The following is a 21,682-nucleotide window of genomic DNA, read 5'->3' as shown; positions in this document are numbered from 1 at the left end:
CTATGAAAACCAAGAAATTACTAATTCAGTTTGTGGGCACACCAAATCGTTTAAGCTTATTTAATAAGCTCCATGACGAATTTGATGTAACAGTTCTTACGAATTCCCAGACAACCAGTCACATAGCTGATCCGACAAAGGTCTACCAAAAAGTGGACTACGGGACCAACTCGCATACCGAACTGGTGAAAACCCTAGGACCATTTGATACTGTACTGATTGTACCCAGCATCTCATTAGAGAAATCCGATACACGCTGCAACCGGAATATTCGGGGACTGCTTAATCAAACATTCCTCGCACTTAAAGGACTCTACCGTCCTTTGATGCGCGCTCGATCCGGTTCCGTCTGGATCCTCAACAGTGAGATTGGCCATAGCATCTTAGCGCCGTCCAACCCACTGGTCATCGAGTCCACTCTTAACGCAGGCCTTGAAGCACTGGCCAAGGTGGCGGGCATGGAACTGGCAAGAAAGAAAGTTGCAGTAAACTATCTAGGCATCTGCAATACCATCGATCCAACCGACCTAAGCGGACTTCTTTCTTGGTCCCACATCAATAACAATTTTTTCGTGACCGCACAGGGCATTGAAACCGGCCTAAGAAAGGCGAGCTAAAGATGACACAAAAACGAGCACTCATAACAGGCGGTTCGAGAGGAATCGGGGCAGCTATTGCCGAGCGCCTGGCCCGAGAAGGGTTTCATGTACTGATTGCAGCACGCCGATTCACAGAGGAAGTACAAAACCTCATCAATCTAATTTCAGATAACGAAGGTACTGCTGAATTCGTTGAATTGGATGTGCTGGACGAGAAGTCAGTGCAAAACATTGCACACAAAATTGGAACCGATCGACTCGACATATTGGTCAACAACGCTGGTGTACTTAAAGATGACCTACTCGTCAGCCTTGATTCCCAAGATTGGGAACGCGTTTTAGAAACCAACGTATGGGGCAGCCTACGGGTTTATGACCATGTGCGTCCGGCACTCAACAAAGCAAAAAAACCAGTTGTTGTGACCCTGGGAAGTGTCTCCGGTGTGAGACCAAGACCAGGCCAAGGTGCATACGCCGTTTCCAAGGCAATGCTTATCGCCTGGACTCAGGCAAGCGCCCAATGCAGTGACAACAACACAAACTACTTCTGTATCTCACCGGGACCTGTCGCAACCGATATGATCAAAGCAGCTCCTTGGTACACGGACCCACGCGCGTTTTCTAGAATTCCAATGGGTCGTTTTGCAGAACCAACAGAAATCGCCGACGTCGTAGCCTTCATGGCCCTACACCCGGCTGCACTCAGTAATGGAAGCAACCTCGTCATTGACGGTGGCTTCGTACAAACGACCAAGGGAGATTAAATACAATGAACAATCCAGAATTAACCACCTACGAAAAGTATGTAAACCCACTCCAAGCCAAATTATTGAAAGCCAACGGAGTAGAGAAAACGTTTATCAAAGCAGAAGGACACACGCTCACTTATAAGAATGCCAAAGGAGAAACAGGTAGTATTATTGATTGTCTCTGCGGGTATGGTTCCCTTATGTTTGGGCACAATCACCCAAGAATCCACGACACGGTTAAGGATTTCCTCAACAACAAAACTCCCATCCACACGCAATTCGCGCCCCGCCCTATCACCGCAAGGCTTGCCGAACGACTATCAGGTTTGGCCGAAAAATATCTAGACGAAGACTACGTGGTGCGATTTGCGAACAGCGGCGCTGAAGCAGTTGACCTTGCTATTAAGCATGCGGAATTTCAGAGAGTCCTAAAAGTTCAGGAACTTACGAAAAAATTGGACCAGAAGTTCAACGATCTGGAAGCGAGATGGAACGACGGCGAAGTGGAAATCCCCGGTGAACTATTCGCTGAAACAGAGCTGCGTGAGCAAATTTTTGCAGACACGCTTACTCCAGGGGAATTACGCGGGTATATATCACGACTCAACAGTGTGGCCCTGAGCTCTCGCCCCATCATATTTGCGCTCAAAAAGGCATTTCACGGAAAAAGCGTAGCTGCGGCACAGATGACCCACAATGAAACCTTCCGCCGAGCATTCTTGTATTTCGGGATGCAAACAGTTTTCATTGATCACGAAGACCTTTCGGAAATCGAATTCATCATGGATGAGGTTAGCCAAACTTTTTACGATTTCGTGATTAATAAAAAGACAAATCAAATCAGCCTCGTCGAAAAAGATTACCCGGCCTACACTGCGGCGATTATTGAACCGATTCAAGGAGAAGGCGGCATACACGCAATTCCGGGTAGCACCCTTCGGGACTTTAGGAACATATGCGACCACAAAAACTTCCCTCTTATTTTTGATGAAATTCAATGTGGGATGGGACGCAGCGGCACACTTTTCGCTTGCCAACCGCATGATGTAGCCCCCGACATGGTTCTCTTCGCGAAATCTATTGGCGGAGGTGTTGCCAAAAACGCCGCGGTATTGATTAAGCGAGCCAACTACGAGGATGCCTTTGGGATCATTCACTCCAGCACCTTTGCTGAAGATGAGTTGAGTGCTTCCGTTGCACTCACAGTATTCGACATGCTCGAAGAAGACGAAGGTGCTGCTTACGAGAGAGCCACTGAGCTTGGGAACCGCTTAATGGAGGGTTTCCGCGAGCTTTCCAGAAAATACCCAGGTACCATTAAAGAAGTTCGCGGAATCGGCTTAATGATTGGAGTTGAATTCTTTCAGGACGTTGATGCGGACAGCGCAGTCGTACGACTTGTGTCACACCACAACAGACTGGGCTACAGTCTCTTTTCTTACCTCCAAGAAGTTCAGGGAATAAGAGCTGTCCCCACCGCAAGCGCACCGTCAACCCTGCGGCTTGAGCCAGGCGTAACACTCACCGATGATGAAGTAGATACCATTATTCAGGGCTTCGAAGGATTATGCAAAACCCTCTACTACCAAGACAGCTATCAACTACTCCAGCACGTAGGTAATCAAGACCGGTCCTCTAGAGATCACAAAATCCGAGATTATAGACGTGATGAAGTGAAACAAAAGCGGGCTCACTATAAAGAGAAATCGAGAGTTGGTGTTCCCAAAATCGGCTTCATCGCCCATGTCATGGACCCCGTTAACATTTCCGACAACGACCCCGCGTTGGAACGGCTCACCAATGAAGAACGTGCCGGTATCTATAATGCGAACAACGTGACCATCATGTGCAACGCGCCGTCGGTTCCAAAGAGAATAACGGCTTCCTTTGGCAAAGAAGTAGATGTTCAATTCTACATTTTAAGCCGAACCGCCAGCCAAGTCCTGGGGGATCTCAATGGCCCTGGACTAGATGATCTACGTGAAGCGATTTACGACACTGCATTACAAGCTAAAAAAGACGGCTGTACTGCATTTGGTTTGGGGATGTTCACCTCGGTTGTGACCAACAATGGTAAAGCCTTACCGCGAGTACCGGGAATGCCATATACCTCGGGCAATGCACTCACGACAGGCATGGGTTTTAAGGCCATGCAAGAGGCCACCGAAAAAACAGGTAAGCAACTAGACGGCTGCACAGCTGCAGTCGTTGGAGGTGCTGGAAATATCGGTCAGGTCTACTCAGCACTACTCGCTGAGCGTGTAGCTCACTTGATGCTTGTGGGCAGCGGTAGAGCTGGATCAGTTAAGCGACTTTCAAGAGCCTATCACCGCGTCTATGAAACCCTAATCGAAACCATTCGTAAGGAAGGCAAAGAGTCTTTGAGCGGACTGGCACTTGATGTTGCGAATTTAACATCTGTGCAAGATTTTATCGCAGAGCTTGGTGACAAGGACATGCCGAAGAATACAGGTAAGGATGTTGCAACCTTAATTCAGCAGGAATTTGGAACAGATCCATTCGTCACGGTCACGGATTCACTGGCTACCATTGCCTCCGCCGACATCGTCGTATGTGCAGCCAGTGCAAGCGAGCCATTCGTCGGCTCCGACATCGTCAAGCATGAAGCAGTCGTGGTTGATATTGGTGTTCCACTCAATGCCAAGCAAGATGTTAAAGACCGCCATGACGTAACCTACATGCAAGGCGGCTTGGCCAAGCTTCCGTTTCAACAAGAAATGACCGAAACGGTAAAAAATCTACCACACGGCACTGTATACGGCTGTGTGGCCGAAACCATGCTTATGGGACTCTCCGGAAGTGGACGTAACTTTTCTTTCGGAGACATCACCCGCAAACAAGTTAAAGAAGTGACGGCCTTGGCTGAAAGCTATGGATTTGCTGCCACGGTTCCCCAAACCAGGGGCCTCTAGGTCCCGCCCTCGCGGCTTAAGCTGCCGTTATTGCGACACTTTCACATATTTCAAAAAACTCGTCAGAAACACGACCCTCGTCGCGAAACCCTAGTGTGAAACCCGGACATTTTACTGGCTTAGAAAGTAACGGAAGCATCGATGAACCCCAAGACTCAGACAGTGGCCACTCTTAACGGCGTGAGTAAGACCTATGGAGAGTCATACGGCAATCCGATACAGGCCCTTAAACCAACCAATCTGACCTTAGAACGAGGCAAAATCTATTGCCTGGTAGGTCCATCTGGGAGCGGCAAGACTACCCTCTTAAATCTCCTAGGACTCTTAGAAACGCCATCAAGTGGTTCTATCCATTTCTCAGAGCAAGAGGTTTCGAAGGCAGACGAATCGATCAGAACCGATTTTCGAGCCTCAAAGATTTCATTCATTTTTCAAGAAAACTACCTCGTTCCTTTTTACAGCGCCCTCGATAATGTTTTGCTGCCAATCATTCATACTAGAAAACTACTGGATGAAGACTATGAATTGGCAAAAGAACTTTTGCGAGGCGTTGGACTTGGTCGCGAGATCAACAAAAGGATAAGCCAACTAAGTGGTGGTCAGAGACAACGGGTCTGCATTGCACGCGCACTTCTAAAATCACCCGATTTGATCATTGCGGACGAACCATCATCCGCTCTCGACAGTGTTACCACCAAATCAATACTTAAGATCTTTGACCGGCTTAGTTCACAAAACCATGCCGCTATTATCGTATCCACCCATGACCAAACCGTCATTGAAGCATTCAATGAAAATATCATCACCCTGAGGGACGGAGAAATTTACCCATGTTAATCGCCCAATCGAAATCTGTTCTATCTATGACTCTGGCCGCTACATTTTTAGTACTCGCGTGCTCCAACTCCGGAGCGCAGGCAGAAAAGAGTCGACTGCGTAACAAATATGAACAGACCAAGTCTCAAAAACAGGCATTGGTATACGCACGGTACTTATTGAACAATTCCGCCGATAGTGTTGATGGCATCGAAAAAGAGTGGGCCGAAATCAAATCACTCGAAACTCATTTCAAGCACCCAGAGCTCACGGGAATCAATGGCGCTTACCGAGCAAAAATGGGTGACGTATACCAAGACGTCGATCTTATTAAAGCTGTAGAATGTGTCGATGAAGGTCTGGACATCCTACAAAAGGCACTCAAGAAAAGCCCAAAACAAAAAATGGTTCGTTTATATTACGGCGTAACCCTCGCCAGCCTTCCAGCCCTGTTTAAGAAGCAAGCTGAAGCAAAAAGTGTATTGGACGAACTCGCAAGCACATACACCCTGACCCAAACCGAGCGCAGCACTGTTGAAATGGCGCTGAAACAAATTCCCTAAAAGGAAAACAAGCCAATGATGTTCAACCCAATCATGACCGGCAGCCTTCACCTGCTTATGTTTATTGCGCTCGTGTATTTTACCTACTCAATCGTGAGTACCCCAGGTCTTTTGAGATTCTCATTAAAGGCCATCCTGGGGCGTAGACACATCAGCATCATTCTAGGTGCGACCATACTTGTTTGTATGATGGCGTTAACTGTTATGGGCGGCTATTTCCAACATTCATTTTGGGGCCTTTCAGAAAGCACCATTCGCAGCGAGACCGGGCATTTCCAAATATATCAGGCTGGCTATGCAGAACACGGGAAACAAGAACCGTGGAAGTACAAACTTACGCAATACAAAAGCCTCGTCGAAAGCTTGAAGAAAGATCCGTTCCTCGCGACAAAAATTGACGTTATTGCACCAGAACTCAATTTCAGCGGCCTGATTTCAAACGGCGATACGTCTGCCACATTCGTTGCGCGAGCTGTTGAGCCAGCTGCGGATCGAAAGTTATCGGCATTTGGAGAAACCATCACACAAGGTCAGCGCTTTTCCAGCGGTGATGAGGGAGTTGGTCTTATTGGTAAGGGAGTTGCAACCCAGCTGGCAGCCTCGCCAGGTACTATCCTCACCTTACTATCCAACAGTCCCAACGATGGGATGGCCGCGACAGACTTAGAAGTAAAGGGAGTCACGGAGAGTTTCTCGGAAGATTACGATGACGTGGCGGTCAAGCTAACACTTTCTAATGCATGGGACATGTTGGGGACCGAATCTGTTGATAGAGTAATTATCCTCCTCAAATCCAGCGAAGACCTTCTCGAGGTCATGAACTACACCCAAGACCTTCTCAGTCAAAAAGGGTTTATCCTCGAATACCGAGATTGGAAATCACTGGCTACATTTTATGGATCGGTAGAGAGGCTCTATAAAAACATCTTCACCTTCTTTTCAACGGTGATTATGCTCTTCGCCCTGCTCTTTATTGGCAGTGTCCTAATGATTATGACAACCGAACGAACAGATGAGATTGCGCTGCTACGTGCATTTGGCGCCCAGCCCAACTCAATCTTAAAAGGATTCGTGAACGAGACGATACTACTGGGATTCGTCATGGGAGCAATTGCTCTTGCCCTCTGTCTCGGTGCGGTCGCTGTATTCAATCAATTTGGCATTGAAGCCCCTCCTCCACCTGGAGCAAGCAAAGGGTATCTGATCAAGCTAAGAGTATTTGAAACACCTTGGTTTGTCCTTCACGTGTTTGAGTTCATTGTATGTGCAGTGTTCCTCTCGTGCCTCTTCCCTGCTTACCAGGGTTGCAAAGCAAATATCATCCAAGCCCTTCGAAACGGATAAACCACCTCACGCGGAGACTATGAAAATGAATCGTTTCACCATGACATTGCTATTAACAATTTCTTGCTCAGGCATCGCATCTGCAAGCCAAACCATCGAACCGTCAGAGATCCTAAAAGTGGTCGATGCCCATCGTGGTCTCAATGGCGACTACAGCAATCGGATGAAAATTGAAGTCTACGAAGACAAAAAACTTTCATCTACAACCAATTACCAAATGTGGGTTGGCAGAGAAGACCAAGAACGAAAAGTACTGTTACGCTATTTGTCACCGGCACAAGAACGCAACAATTTGGTATTGTTTCGAGACAACAAGATGTGGGTGTACAATCAGAAGACATCCCGGCCTATCCCTGTATCAGCTTCTCAAAGACTTTCAGGAAGTGCTTCCATTGGGGACACCGTAAACATTGAATTGCAAAAGTACTACGATGCGACCATTGAGCCCGAAGAGAAAAAAGGCCAAATAAAGCTTAGCCTCAAAGCATCGAATTCCCGCGCGCTCTACAAGCAAGTAGAGTTAACGGTTCATGCAAAGACCTACGCACCAATACACGCACGTTTCTTCACCAAAAGCGGCAAGTTACTGAAGACTGCTCACTACAGATCTTACAGAAAAATCGGTCGACAAGAAGTTTGCAGTGAAATCATTATTGAAGACGCGCTGCGCCCCAAATCCTTAACCCGAACGTTATTTTCTAGCTTTGACTCTTCGGAACTACCAACGGCTTATTTCGATAAGAACTATCTGCCTAAGGTCAACTTCGAGAACTAAGATGTACAACCGGCTTTCGTCACACCAAGGCGCTTGGTTCATTGCGCTCATACTTATAGGCAACCTGCTTTTGGCTCTACCGGCAATGGCACAAGAGATTAATGACCAATGCGTTCTCACCAAGCCAATTCGCGCCAGTAAGAAACAAAGTGGCAAAGGGCCACAGGTGTGGATGGGCAAAGGAACCACCATATCAGTCTTGGCAACATTCCCTCGGCGTATAAACGTCCAGTGGAAAGGTAAATCTCTATTTCCAAAACGACAACAACTGGAAAAAAACTGCCCACAAGTTACCGCAGCAGCGTTAATACACGAACCAAAAGAAAAAGCGCTTGGTTCCCTGCTCGTCGAGCAGTCTACTGAAGTACCCATCATCCCTACTGCTGCACAAGAATCTTTGCCTCTTATCGAAAAGAACAATGAGGAAACCATCGCCTCGCCAACTCAGGATCTATTACTGATTACCGAGAAAGAGAATGAGACTTCAAACTCTGAGGTGAGCCAGCCTCTAGCAAGCACCGATACATCCAATGACCCTTGGGATTTTCTTTCCCCCATCGAAGAAACGGTCATACAAGAACCAAAGCCCAAAGCGTGGAGCACCGATCTACAACTCGTCACCTCTTTAAGTGCACAAAACTCCAACGTAAAAAGCTTCATTCACCAAGATCTTGATGTTCAGTCCAAGAACCTGGCGGCATTGGTCATCGCCAATACACAATTGGGATGGACACGGTCATTTGAAGTCAACGATACCTGGCACACCCGCTTAAGCATTCATGTGGATATTCTACTGGGAATGGCACTGGAGAAAGACCGGGACCTGGAAGTTATCAAGACAAACAAAAGTAGGCTTCAGCTTGCAACCCTAAGCCTCGAGAACCGATTCGGAGAGATTGTATCTCTTAGCAACGCAGGCCTTATCCGAGTTGATACAGGCCCCGGACTCTCATTTCACCCTGCATACAGTCTTCCAATCAATGGTTGGAGCTGGGACAGCCGTCGTCCTCCTTGGGAACAAGTTAACCCGGTTGGAGTAGAGCAAGTGTTCTTTTTGCCACACGCTATTCAACTTTACGGGCGCTACTTTCCGTTCTTAGAGTCAAAGTACAGTGATGCGCTTCTCGGCTATGACCAGACAGCAGCTTATCAGGCTGGTCTCGCAACCAACTTCAACGACAAGTTGTTTATTGACGCCACAATCAATCGAAATTCTAACACTTGGTTCTCCATGAGCTTGGAATGGATCGGGGAGACCACAAACTGGTTCACCGAAATTGGCGTGAAACACGGGGCGCGGACTGTAATTTGGAAAACGACTCCCCAAGGAATCCAACCCGATGACCGCTCCAATAAAACATGGCTGCGCCTTAGCGCGGGACCAGAATTTGACTTTGACGGCGGCAAATTGGGACAACTGCGGCTCTCACTTGAATATATCTACGATCAGGACGGCCTTACGGCCAAAAAAAATGAAGCCTATGCTCAAGTCATCGAATCCTTAACGGGACAGGGTACGGCGCAGGCCGCCCAAAACCTGGGAGCTATCGCATCAGAAAACTGGAATCCACTAGAACTCTACCGGCATCGCGCCCTTGTGCGGCTCGCGAGCCTAACAGGTGCCGAGATACAGTGGGATTTGAACTTCATGGCGCTCTATCCTTTAGATGGCCTGCTGATCACCGCGAGCCTATCAACAAACATCGGAGAAAAATCCAATCTTGGCGTCAGATGCGAGACCGGTCTCGCGAAATCCATGACGTTGTTCGCGCAACTTCCCCTTGGGGTCCAGTGCGCAATCGACTTCACGATGAATATTTAGACGGAGCCAAGCATGTACGAACCACCAACCCGGACCCAGAATACCCGTAATCATGGTCAACACAGTTGGGGGCCTGCAGTTATCTGTATCGGTTTTGGTGCAGCCGCTATAACGTCCACCATCCCGCCCCTCTTAGGACTTGGAGCAATCGCGCTCATCCTCTCGATTATTTGCATTCAATATCTTCACGCCTTCAGTTTCCATGATGGCTACACCGCGTGCTCTATCGCCGCTACTGGCCAATTTTTGACCGCGCTGATGGGTAATCCTGATGAGATATTACCGTACACGGGTGCTTTCTATTATGCCGCCTTTGCATTCGTTAAAACATTAGAAGCATTGTCCTTGTGGGTATCTAATGTAGAAACAAAAAGCCTGATTATCAAAATCACCGAGCCTCTCGCTTTTGGTGTCGCTGGATATCTGGCGGTTTCGCTTGTCCCAAACACGAGTGCATACTGGCTACCTCCCCTAATCTGCATTCCCATTAGCTCTCTGGTTGATTCAACCCTTAAGACATCCCAAAACAAACGTAACTGGGTGCATCACTGGTCGGCCCAAACAACAGTTCGAGCTCTTGTAATTGCATCCCTAACGATTACCTGTGTTCATGTATTGGTTCCTCAAGAGCACGAAACCGATACCGTTCTGAGCGCCCTTGAAAAAGCTCAATTAGAGCAAGCAGCCCAACAAGCGACGGATTCACAATCCATAGATTCCATGCTGGAAGTTGCTCGACTCAGCTTTCAATTCAACCAAATCCCAAGTGCACGGCATTGGTTTGAAAAAGTGCTCGAAAAAGAGCCGGGACAACCAATCGCCAAAGGCTACCGCGCCGTTATTGATGGCATGCGAGCACGCAACAAAAAACTTGGGCCGACGACCAGACTCAATATTGTTTCTGCATCATCTAAAGAGTTAGATGCAGTTATTCAAAAGAACCCAACCCTGGATGAGCTTCGCTTTGCCCGCGCCAGTTACTACTTTGCACTCCCAAGTTTTTTTAAGAAACGAGAAGTCGCTATCTCAGATCTCCAATTGCTTCTTGTGAACAAAGACACACCCGCCCATTTCTTTTGTCGAGCGGCCGATAAATTAACTGAGGTTGAGCCAGATCTATTAGCCAGCCTCGACCCATCACAGACCTCGAAGGTCAACCATTGTCCTTGACCTACCATCGATGTGTGAGGAGCTATCATGAAGTACGACGTGATTGTTGTTGGAAGCGGCATGGGCGGCATGACTGCAGCTGCCCTTTGTGGCCTAATTGGAATGAAAGTTCTTATTGTTGAGAAGCACAAAGTCTTCGGCGGCATGACAGTCCCCTTTAAGATTAAGGGACGACGTTTTAATGCAGGACTCCACTGGTTTAATTGGCCTGCCCGTGGACAAGATAACTACGAAAAAATCTGGACGCTCTTGAGTGGGGGCGGAGCCCCGTGGGTTAAGCTACCAGATGATGTTGAACGGTTCCTGCATAATGGTAAAGAATTTATTCGACCTAACGGACACAAAGAATATCAAGATCAGCTCGTAGACTTATTCCCCAATGAAAAGAAGAAAATCATTCGGTATCTCAAAGATATCAGAAACATCTCAGAGGACTTTGACCATTATTGTGGCTATCAGTGTCTACGAGAGACCAAGGTCGGAAAAAGAGCGAAATCAATTCTTGGGAACTTGGTTCGTAAATTCGATAAGGTCACCGTCCGTGAGTACTTCGACACAAATGGGTTCTCAACCGAATTGCAAAATCATCTCGCGTACACATGGGACAACTATGGCCTTCCCCCAAACCTTGCCAGTTTCACGATGCATGCTTTCTTTGCCTGGGACTCGCTCAATGGCTCATATATACAGAAAAACAGTGCTATGGATATTTCGAAGTCATTTCGAAACACCATCAAAAAAAATAACGGCGAAGTTATCACTGGACATGGTGTAGAAGATTTCTTGGTAAAAGACGGAACCATTCAAGGAGTGTTACTAGACGATGGTCGCTGCTATGAATCGGAAGCGGTCATTTCTACAATCGGATTTTTCGAAACTTTTGAGAAGCTTGAGCATAAGTACCAACCGCGCTCTTTAAATCTAATAAAGTCCCTTCGGGAGTTCTACTCATTTGTTGTGCTAAACTATTGCTTGGACGAACAATCTTCGAGTTCGAAAAGTGTACCTAAGGGTAACTACTTTGTTTTTGACGGTGTCGATTCCGTTGATGTCACAGACTGGGAAGAGCTTGAAAAAAATCAGCCCCAACATTTCAATTATGTGAATATACACGAAAACCAACATTCCGCACAGGTGATTGCTACCGTTAACACAAAACACTTTTATAAATGGAAGGAAACACAATTAGGAAATCGCGGCGATGATTATGTTGAATACAAAGAGCTTCTAGCCAATCAAGTCGAAGATTTAGTCGAATCTGTGTTTCCAGGTTTCTCAAACCACGTGATACATCGAAATGTAAGCACACCTTTATCGATTGAACATTACACATCCCACATGAAGGGCCTATGCTACGGCGTTGGGGCATATACGGGCCGCTACAACTTAGAGGATCTTAAACCTGTGACACCCATCAAAGGCCTTTTACTGGGCGGGCAAGATGTATGCAGTCCGGGAGTGGTAGGCGCATTCCTCGGTGGCCTTATGGCAGTATCAACATTAACTAGAAAGAATGTGGTGAAGGAAGCACTCAAGTTGTGTGAGGGGCGCTAGACCCCAAAGCAAAGGTTTTCGAACACTCGGCTAAAACAGGGTAAATCGAAACGCGATATCGGAATCAGGCTTGTCATTCTAATAAACGGCACATACGCGTGGAGACTCACCTCTGAAGAGAGATCATCGACTCTGGAATATTAGAAGTTTTAGAGCAAACCAGCCTGCCGCTATCACTGCCATCGCGCAAACAATGTGACCTCTTGGTCGGGCAACAACCCTGACCCCCTTAGTATATTCCCCGATCTCTTAATGAGTCTATCCATACAAAAATAATCCGGCGTTAAATCAGGCAATCGACCGAACGGTAGTGCCCTACTTGATGCTAGGTGTCTCGGGTCTCAAAATATGACCCCCCTGAATAAGAAGGATATTGAAAATGGATACATCACTCTTAAATGCAGGAGACACAAGCTGGATGCTTATGTCCACTGCACTCGTAATGCTAATGACACCTGGACTCGCTTTTTTCTATGCGGGCCTCGTTAAAAAAAGAAACGTCGTGAATACCCTCATGATGAGCATGATCGCTCTTGGCGTGATCAGTCTGGTTTGGATGGGGGTCGGTTATTCCCTGGCCTTTGCACCCGGTAATCCCTGGGTAGGAGGTTTCGATTTTATTGCTCTAAGCGGTGTAGATATGCAGCCTCAAGAAGGAAGTACGATCCCTCATAATCTCTTTATGGGATTTCAAATGATGTTTGCCATCATCACACCTGCTTTAATTTCCGGAGCCCTTGTTGGGCGAATGAAATTCACAAGCTACATACTCTTCATCATCCTGTGGAGCATCGGTATTTACAGCCCACTCTGCCATTGGGTTTGGGGTGGAGGATGGCTTGCAGAACATGGTGCACTTGATTTCGCCGGTGGAACCGTCGTGCATATTTCCGCAGGTGTTTCGGCCCTGGTTGCCGCCATGGTTCTTGGACCACGTGATCCCAAAGAGCGCGTTGCCGCACACGCTCACGATGTGCCCATGACTGTTCTAGGCGCAGCGCTGCTATGGATGGGATGGTTTGGATTCAATGCCGGATCAGCCTTAGCCGCTGATGGCATTGCAGCCCACGCATTGGTCACCACCCACCTGGCAGCTGGAGCTGGCCTTGCAACGTGGGTCCTGCTCGATCTTGTTCTAAAGAAACGCGCCGGCGCGGTTGGCGCATCCATAGGAGCCGTGGTGGGACTGGTCACGATTACACCCGCCGCTGGGTTTGTGACCGTTACTGGAGCGGTTGTTATGGGAATTTTAGGGGCGAGTGCAAGCTACGCAACGCTTCGGTTTCTTAGCCGAAGAAACTTCGATGATACCCTTGATGTCTTCGCCTGCCATGGTGTTGGAGGCATTGTTGGCTCCATTCTAACCGGCGTTTTCGCAAGCGCAAAAGTCAACCCAGGCAGTGACAACGGCCTAATCTATGGAAATATTGATTTAATGCTTCCACAAACAGAGGCTACCCTTGCGACGATTCTATTCGCTGGCGCAGGCACCGCTCTTCTGCTCAAATTACTGGAGATGACGGTTGGTATCCGTGTGCAAAGCCCCGAAGAAGACAATTTGGATCGCGCACAGCACAGTGAATCAGCCTATGCGACCCATTCCAACTTACCACTCGGCCAATTGGTCATCCAACACGGGCTGGCCAGTCAAAAGGATATCGAGAGTTGCCTCTCGCTTCAGAAAAAAGAAGAAAATCCAGAGCCGCTTGGCTCAATGCTGATTCAAAGAGGTTTACTCACGGAGTCATTGCTTCAACAGCTCTTGTTAACCCAGGCGTTGAGTCATTAATCTCTAGCCAAACTATTTAGATGGCACTTACAAAGTCATGCATCTGAGCACTCGATTCAATTTTCCTTCGGTGCATGACTTTTTACCACCAACACCACCACACAACTTCTTTTATACAGTGTATCAAAACGAACATACCGCAATGCGTTAAAAATAGACTATACGCGGCTTCAAGTAATCGAGGGGTTCAATTCATTGATCCAGGCAAATGCTGAACGCATCAATTCTGCATGATTCGATAATCCAAGTTTGCGCTTGATATGTGCTTGATGAGTTTCAACGGTTTTCACACTGATAAAAAGTTTCTCCGCGACAATACGAGTACTTTTACCATGACCCACCAATTCAAAAACTTCCAACTCACGGTCGCTTAATGACTGCAATGGTGAATCACCATTATGAGACCCGCGGCCGAGAATGCGTTTCAGCATCAAATCAGACTGACGCTTACTAAGCGCAACTTCTTTACGTGCGATTTGACGAATGGCATGAAGTATATCCACAGGGGCCGTATTCTTCATCAAATAGCCATCTGCACCCAGTTTGAGCGCTCTCTCGGCGAAAACATCTTCGTCATGCATTGATAAAACAAGTATTGAAAAATCGTCTTTTTTTTCTCTGCGTAACTCGCGAATTAAGTCCAGTCCACTCATATCTTGAAGGGAAAGATCTAAAACAACAATATCAATCTTCTTCGATGGAATTTCTTCTAATGCCTGGCGACCCGAATCCGTTTCGCCCTCTAATTGCATTTTTGGTTCTGCACGTAACAAGCCAGCTAACCCCAACCTGAATACTGGATGATCATCCACCAGGTAAATACGGATCAAGCCCTCGAGTTTCATCGAAACGCCTCCTTCAAACAAATATTGTTATTTGAGCGGCTAGTAACAAACTTCAAGCGTCGTGTCTGCGATAAATCAAACGAATTATCAATCAAACGTTCGTCAGGTAATCCCCGATAAACATTCACTGCTTTGTCGGACGAATAATTCCATCGATTCCTGATACCTTCCAAATACAATCGGGCGTAGGGCAGCGGTTCGTAGAAACAGATTCCCCCCATCTGTTTTCTGGACCTAGCACCACGGTCACTGGCTGTTTCAGTGAACCTTACCAAACCATGAGGAACCAATGACTCAGACAATCAAAGCGGAATACCTATGGCTCGATGGAGCCCACCCCACCCAAGAACTTCGTTCTAAAACCCGAATCTTACGTGTAGAAAATACCCAAGAACTTTGCGTTAAAGACATACCCGATTGGGGCTACGATGGTTCATCGACGTACCAGGCAACAGGCGGTGACTCAGATCTCACCCTTAAGCCTGTTTTTACAACCAATGACCCTATCCGCAGTGGAAACTCGATCGTGGTCTTGTGCGAAGTCATGTATGCAGATGGTCGTCCTCACGAAACGAACCACAGAGCGCAACTTCGCGATGTGCTCGACAAAGGCGCAGCCGGCGAGCAAGCATGGTTTGGTTTTGAACAAGAGTACACATTCTTTATGGAGCAAAATCCTCTTGGTTGGCCAAACGGTGGCTACCCAGCACCTCAAGGGCCATTTTACTGCTCCGTTGGCGCCAATGTCGCGTACGGCCGTAAGGTTGTTGAGCGTCACACCGATGCTTGCCTCGACGCCGGCCTGCTGCTTTTCGGAACGAACGCTGAAGTCATGCCTGGTCAGTGGGAATTCCAAATAGGTTTTCGTGGTGATACCAATGAGAACATCGATCCGCTGATCTGCGCCGACCATCTATGGGTTGCGCGCTGGATGCTGCACCGCATCGCAGAAGACGAAGGCATTCAAGTATCCTTTGAAAACAAGCCAATCAAAGGCGACTGGAATGGCGCGGGAATGCACACCAACTTTTCTACCGCAAATATGCGAAGCAAATTTACCGGAATGGGAACCATTGAAAACGCAATTGCTGCCCTTGGTAATAAGCATCAAGAGCACATCGCTATTTATGGAGCCGGTCTTGCAGAGCGGCTCACGGGCGAGCACGAAACCTGCAGCATCACTCAGTTTCGCCACGGCGTCGCTGACCGAGGTGCATCCATCCGGATCCCTCGACATGTTTCTCAAGACGGCTACGGTTATATTGAAGACCGTCGCCCCGGTGCCAATGCAAACCCATACCAGGTTTGCAGTCGCATCCTTATGAGCGTCTGTGGAATCGACTGATTCTGCCGTTCCGACTTCTTAGTCCCTGATGTTTACATGGGGTAAAGAATTTTCTTTACCTTATCTATTCTCGCGTCATTTTTTTTGTCGATGTCTCACAACCTCAACCATGGAAAACGATATGCAAGTTCGCAGCACCACAACTGCCAAAAAGAAAACCAAATCCAAGGCTTCGGCCACCAAACCACAGCAAACTCCTGATTTACATCTTGAACGTGAAGCAGCCATTTTTAGAGCCTTAGATAGCCATCAACTCGGTTATTTAAAACGTGAACAGATTTTAATAGCGCTGGAAAAAGCAGGACTTCACCTTGATGATCCTCGGCTCGTAGAGACACAAAAAAGACTGCAAGAGCTGGACCCGCCGAACAAAATCGAATTGGAAAAGTTTTCAGGCGCGATTGCTCCGTCGGTTGCATTGGTTGAGCAAGCATTGCAAGGCCGACTCGTGATTCCCGATTTCGAAAATTTCTGTACCGAGATGCAGGAAATCTACGACGTCACCAAAACCAACACCGACGGCACTGTTGCGGACTACATTCCGCAGCTTGGACGCGTGAACCCTGACCAATACGGTGTCTCGCTTTGCACAATCGATGGCCAACGATTCTCCATCGGTGAATCAGATGTTCGTTTCTGCGTACAATCCTCAACAAAGCCAATTAATTACTGCCTGGCACTTGAAACCAATGACACGGAAAAAGTTCATAACCATGTGGGCCGTGAACCAAGCGGGCGCGGGTTCAATGAGCTGGCTTTGAACCACAATGGTAGACCCCACAACCCCATGATCAATGCCGGTGCAATCATGACCTGCTCTCTGATTAAACCAGAGCTCAATGTGGCCGACCGCTTTGACTATGTCATGGAACAATGGGCTGAGCTTGCGGGTGGACAAAAGCCTTCCTTTAGCAATTCGGTTTATTTGTCAGAACGTCAATCTGCCGACCGTAATTTCGCGCTGGGTTACTTTATGCGTGAAAACAAAGCATTCCCTGAGAATACAGAACTCGTCGATATTCTCGAGTTCTATTTTCAATCCTGCTCCATCGAGATGACTGCAGACATGATGTCTATGGTTGCAGCCACACTTGCCAATGGCGGCATTTGTCCATCCACCGGCAAACGCGTATTTGGTCCAGAAACAGTTCAAAATTGCCTCTCACTTATGTACTCGTGCGGCATGTATGACTTCAGTGGTGAATTTGCTTTCTCCATCGGTCTGCCTGCTAAGAGCGGTGTCTCTGGGGTCATGATGATTGTTGTGCCGAATGTGATGGGGCTATGCACTTGGTCTCCAAGACTTGACCGTTTGGGCAACTCCGTAAGAGGCATCGCCTTCTGTAAAGAACTTGTTAGCCGCTATAATTTCCACAACTACGATAACCTGACTGGTATTTCGGACAAGAAAGATCCCCGAATTCAAACCATGGCCAATGAGAGTGATCTCACCACCATGATGATTTGGGCCGCAAGTAAAGGTGATCTAACCGCCATTCAGCGATTGATTGCTCGCGGCGCCTCCATCGATACATCGGATTACGATGGGCGTACGCCGCTGCATCTCGCTGCCGCTGAAGGGCAATGCCACGTTGTAGAGCTCTTCATCGAGCACGGAGCTATTCTCAATCCTGTAGACAGATGGGGCGGGACACCACTGCAGGATGCCCAAAAAGGAAATCACAAAGATATTGCTAAAATTTTGAAGAGTGCGTCATCGAACTAAGAGGACTGGCAACACATTAGAAAATATTTTTCACAAGTGTTGCCTTCATGACGATGACAGTTTCGTACCGTGTATCACGTCATTGCACTATTGAACTGAATACAAAAAAAAGCAGGAGAGGGACCAAGCCCTCCCCTGCTTTTGGCACATACTGATTTAAGTGCCGCCAGCGCTCGGGACACCTTTTATTCAAAGGTCGTTGGTTAAAACACCACCATCAGCAAAGTGCACACCTTCGATATTTTTTAAGAATTTGCTCTTCATGGTCTAATCGCCGGTCTCCCTGTTTTCGTTCTTCTCAGAGCGCATAAGGTGTATCCATAAATCTTCATGCAGAGTCTGAAGTTTGTCACCATCAAAGGGTCGTGCATGAATACTTGGTTCGTTTTCACACAATTCAAGGGTGATGGTGTTCTCATGGGTTTGCTGGAGTTCGACGTGGGAGAAGCGATGGCGTATAAGTCTGTATGGACACATTAGACCTGGAAACCCTGCTCGCCAACCTCATGGCTCTGACCATTGGCTGCGGCGTTCTTTATATCTACACCGCTCGGTGGCGACGTGAGCGCGCCATGAGAAAGCTCGCTTACGAACTGGACTGCAACTACAAGCAGAAAGACCCTTCCCTGCTCGACCAGTACGCCAAGTTCTTTACGCTCCAAGTCGGCCACGGCCCCAAGGTCAACAACTTACTCACTCGCCAGGAGGGTGAAGGCACAATCTGTATTTTTGACCTCACCTACATAGCCCACGAACGCATTCAAAATATGCGAAAAGGCCATGTTCGTTTGAAAACCGTCATCGTCCTAAGCCACCCTCGCATGACCATGCCCCACTTCTACATTCGGCCCGAAACCGCCATAGACAAGGTACGAGAAAATTTCGGTGGAGCCTTCCATGCCTTTCAGCAATTCAAAGAAGGTATTAATGCGCTAACCGGACAGCGTCTTAAAGAACTAAACGACCATGTCAACCGGGATCCAAGTATTCAGCAATGGCTTAATAGCGATGAAATCGAGCTCCTCCACGACCGCCCATTCAGTGATGCACACTGGATTAAGGGCCATGACAGAGATGCAATAATCAATTTTCTCAGAGCCCCAATCACGAGATGCATCGCTGCTGAAGAAGACCTCATCTGGGAAGGCCTGCAAACAACATTCTTAGTCAGTGGGACAAAAAACCAGATCAGCCATAAAGACATCCCCCACTACGTGAAGGTCGCCCGTGAATTCATGAACCAGGTATTGGCTGATTCAAAACCAGACCAGGGGTCATTGTAAAACAGATTAAGTAGAAATGTCTGCGGTCTACCTGTTTCACAAAATCATTACGAAGAGCATTTGGCCTACGAAAAAAACAAAAGTTCCCGTTAAATAATTTTTACCATATTGAGATTACTCACAATCCTTCATCCATAGCCACGAGAAGAACGCAAGGCCAGTCGCGTAATTTTTTTCATATTTCATTATGAGAAATAAGACTTACCATGTTTTACAAGAGTCTAATTTCACCATGAATAAAAAGCATACTAAGGTTGGTCACTCCCAAGGGGGATTTCTAAAAACATATTGGGTGAACAAGTCATCTGTGGGTCAACCAGCCCTGAGAGTAGACAAACTTCACACGCGAGGAGCAAGCCTAATGACTACCTATGTTTCGAAAGCGTCAAATGATACCCTCAGTGCCCCTCCCATGATTGGTGGACGTCTCCCAATGGTGGGCCATACACTGGAATTTCTCAAGGACCCTACAGGCGTCATGCGTCGAGGCTATAAAGAGAAGGGCCCCATTTTTTCGATTGACCTCGGTATGAAAAAGGCCGTTGCCTTGATTGGACCGGATTATCATAAGTTCTTCTTTAAAGAGACCGATGGTATCTTCTCCATGCGCCAAGGCTACGAAACGCTCATGAAGATGTTTGATAAGCGACTTTTCTTTTTTGCCCACCTAACCGAATACCAAGAACAGATGAAGGTGATCTTACCTCTTCTGCAACACAACAATCGTTTCGTGGACATGATGGTCTCAGAGGTGGACTACTTCATGGAGCATATCCTCGGGGACTCGGGCGAGATCGACGTGACCGATGCCTTTGGCCCTCTGGTCATGCATGTGGGAGCGAGCGCCTTTTTTGGTGAAGAGTTTCGACGAAAACTCGGCTCAGAATACTTCGAAGTCTTCAGGAAATTCTCTCAGGGGGCCGATGTGGTGCTTCCATCGTGGCTCCCTTTGCCTAAGTTCAAGCGCAGTAAAGAAGCCAAGGCTAAGATTGAGACCATGATCCACGAGCTCATGGACGAGCGCCGTAAGAATCCGCTTGAGCCCAAGGACCTATTTCAGGAACTCATTGAGTCTACCTACTATGACGGCAAACCTGTACCCGATGGGCTCTTGGTAAGTATGCTTCTCTTCATTCCCTGGGCAGCGCACGAAACTACCGTGGGACAGACCAGCTGGACGCTGATTGAGCTGCTTCAAAACGAAGACTATCTAGAGCGCGTGAAAGGGGAACTTGCCGAAGTCATCGGTGACACCCAGAACTATCGTCCCGACCAGCTCAAAGGGCTCAAGACCATTGACTGGGCCATCAAAGAGTCCGAGCGCATGCACCCTGTTGCGTACATGTACATGCGAGGGGTTCGAGATGACTTTTATCTCGATGGGTATGAGATCAAACAAGGCACCATGGTCTTTGCCGTTCCCGATACGGCGCACCGAATCCCAGAAGTCTTCAAAGACCCTGATAGGTATGACCCACTACGATTCGCACCGGATAGGGCCGAAGATAAGAAACCCTACAGCCTGATTGGGTTTGGAGGCGGAATTCATCGCTGCTCGGGTGTAAATTTTGCCAAGCTTGAGATGAAAATTATCATGGCCAAGCTCTTACAGAACTACAACATCACGCTTTTGGACAAAAACCCGAGAGCCAAACCCGGCCAAGAGACCAAGTGGCCCAAGAGCCCCTGCCGGATCAAATACTCTCGTCGCTAGATGAAACGAACCCAGGTCGGGACTTACTATGGAATAGATTAAACTCTGCCGTTTTACCCGCGTCCGTTGTCAAAATGAAATTCCACTCCGGTCGCTAAAGGTCCCATACAACGGTGTCATCTCTTTAGACCAGATCCCTTGTTCTCCAGGCTTAGCATCTTCGCAGTCCATACCGCTCATACACACCTTACCGGCAAAACCGCAGCTTTCTTTGTGATAGGAATTTGAGTCCACGCACTTTCCAACATGATACAAAGAACACTGTGGTCCGATGGTAACGTCGCGGCGAGAATACCCTGATGGGCACCAGTAACTGCATACAACCTGAGGTCGATTCGATGGGCGCTCTAGCATGCCTCCTATTTCACGAAATCATTACGAAAATAATTTGGTCTGATAAGCAAACACAAGTTACCGCTTCCCTGCTGCGGGCGCCCACTTCTTTTGTGCTCACCTAGGCGCAATACTTTGAATTCAATTTGGCAGTTTGAACTATCCCTGCATGCGCCAACGTTGCGCGAAAAGAAGCGGTGCGTCCTCGGGCGGGGTGCTGGTGGGCTCACTCCTGTTTTGTATGTGTAAGCATCGGCGGTTGCCTTGCTTGGAGTGGGATTTGATTGGGCTCGAGCGTGCGCAGCCTAGGGCTGCTGATGAG

Annotated in this window: 16 protein-coding genes; 15 read left to right on the top strand and 1 reads right to left on the bottom strand. The window is 47.7% G+C overall.

Annotated features, from left to right (window positions below; genetic code table 11):
- The first annotated feature begins 2 nt into the window (after positions 1-2).
- From HOK28_02010 to HOK28_01960, 11 genes are all read left to right on the top strand, one after another.
- Positions 3-617, top strand: a complete 615-nt coding sequence (locus tag HOK28_02010; GenBank protein MBT6431835.1) for a hypothetical protein — start codon at positions 3-5, stop codon at positions 615-617.
- Between the two features lie 2 nt (positions 618-619).
- On the top strand, positions 620-1,363 hold the full coding sequence (locus HOK28_02005) for an SDR family oxidoreductase (GenBank protein ID MBT6431834.1): 744 nt from the start codon (positions 620-622) through the stop codon (positions 1,361-1,363).
- A 5-nt stretch (positions 1,364-1,368) separates the two neighbouring features.
- Positions 1,369-4,281 (top strand): aminotransferase class III-fold pyridoxal phosphate-dependent enzyme, encoded by a 2,913-nt coding sequence (locus HOK28_02000; GenBank protein MBT6431833.1) that lies wholly within the window; start codon positions 1,369-1,371, stop codon positions 4,279-4,281.
- Between the two features lie 141 nt (positions 4,282-4,422).
- Positions 4,423-5,118 (top strand): ABC transporter ATP-binding protein, encoded by a 696-nt coding sequence (locus HOK28_01995; protein MBT6431832.1) that lies wholly within the window; start codon positions 4,423-4,425, stop codon positions 5,116-5,118.
- Positions 5,112-5,660 carry a hypothetical protein gene (locus HOK28_01990; GenBank protein MBT6431831.1) on the top strand — a complete coding sequence of 183 codons (549 nt, stop codon included), beginning with the start codon at positions 5,112-5,114 and terminating at the stop codon, positions 5,658-5,660. Before HOK28_01995 ends, HOK28_01990 begins: the two co-directional genes overlap by 7 nt.
- A gap of 15 nt (positions 5,661-5,675) precedes the next feature.
- Positions 5,676-7,004, top strand: a complete 1,329-nt coding sequence (locus HOK28_01985) for an ABC transporter permease (protein ID MBT6431830.1) — start codon at positions 5,676-5,678, stop codon at positions 7,002-7,004.
- A 25-nt stretch (positions 7,005-7,029) separates the two neighbouring features.
- A complete protein-coding gene (locus tag HOK28_01980; protein ID MBT6431829.1) occupies positions 7,030-7,779 on the top strand; it encodes an outer membrane lipoprotein-sorting protein in 750 nt (249 codons plus the stop codon).
- A gap of 1 nt (position 7,780) precedes the next feature.
- Positions 7,781-9,601, top strand: a complete 1,821-nt coding sequence (locus HOK28_01975) for a hypothetical protein (GenBank protein ID MBT6431828.1) — start codon at positions 7,781-7,783, stop codon at positions 9,599-9,601.
- Positions 9,602-9,613: 12 nt separating this feature from the next.
- Entirely contained in the window at positions 9,614-10,771 is a 1,158-nt protein-coding gene (locus tag HOK28_01970; protein ID MBT6431827.1) for a hypothetical protein, read from the top strand.
- A 27-nt stretch (positions 10,772-10,798) separates the two neighbouring features.
- A complete protein-coding gene (locus tag HOK28_01965) occupies positions 10,799-12,325 on the top strand; it encodes an NAD(P)/FAD-dependent oxidoreductase (GenBank protein MBT6431826.1) in 1,527 nt (508 codons plus the stop codon).
- A 379-nt stretch (positions 12,326-12,704) separates the two neighbouring features.
- Positions 12,705-14,114, top strand: coding sequence for an ammonium transporter (locus tag HOK28_01960; GenBank protein MBT6431825.1), 1,410 nt, complete (start codon positions 12,705-12,707; stop codon positions 14,112-14,114).
- 170 nt (positions 14,115-14,284) lie between these two features.
- Here the strand turns inward: HOK28_01960 and HOK28_01955 are convergent, their stop codons facing one another.
- Positions 14,285-14,959, bottom strand: coding sequence for a response regulator transcription factor (locus tag HOK28_01955; protein MBT6431824.1), 675 nt, complete (start codon positions 14,957-14,959; stop codon positions 14,285-14,287).
- 289 nt (positions 14,960-15,248) lie between these two features.
- Here HOK28_01955 and HOK28_01950 point away from each other — a divergent pair, with 289 nt between their 5' ends.
- The 4 genes from HOK28_01950 to HOK28_01935 all read left to right on the top strand — a co-directional run bounded on the left by HOK28_01950 (position 15,249) and on the right by HOK28_01935 (position 21,027).
- Positions 15,249-16,304 carry a glutamine synthetase gene (locus HOK28_01950; GenBank protein MBT6431823.1) on the top strand — a complete coding sequence of 352 codons (1,056 nt, stop codon included), beginning with the start codon at positions 15,249-15,251 and terminating at the stop codon, positions 16,302-16,304.
- Positions 16,305-16,425: 121 nt separating this feature from the next.
- Positions 16,426-18,030: a glutaminase A gene (glsA, locus tag HOK28_01945; GenBank protein MBT6431822.1), complete on the top strand. Its 1,605-nt coding sequence runs from the start codon at positions 16,426-16,428 to the stop codon at positions 18,028-18,030.
- A 467-nt stretch (positions 18,031-18,497) separates the two neighbouring features.
- Positions 18,498-19,313, top strand: coding sequence for a hypothetical protein (locus HOK28_01940; protein ID MBT6431821.1), 816 nt, complete (start codon positions 18,498-18,500; stop codon positions 19,311-19,313).
- Between the two features lie 361 nt (positions 19,314-19,674).
- A complete protein-coding gene (locus HOK28_01935) occupies positions 19,675-21,027 on the top strand; it encodes a cytochrome P450 (GenBank protein ID MBT6431820.1) in 1,353 nt (450 codons plus the stop codon).
- Positions 21,028-21,682: the final 655 nt, after the last annotated feature.

This window comes from Deltaproteobacteria bacterium (assembly GCA_018668695.1).
GTDB lineage: Bacteria > Myxococcota > XYA12-FULL-58-9 > XYA12-FULL-58-9 > JABJBS01 > JABJBS01.
This window is presented reverse-complemented; position numbering and strand designations above follow the sequence as displayed.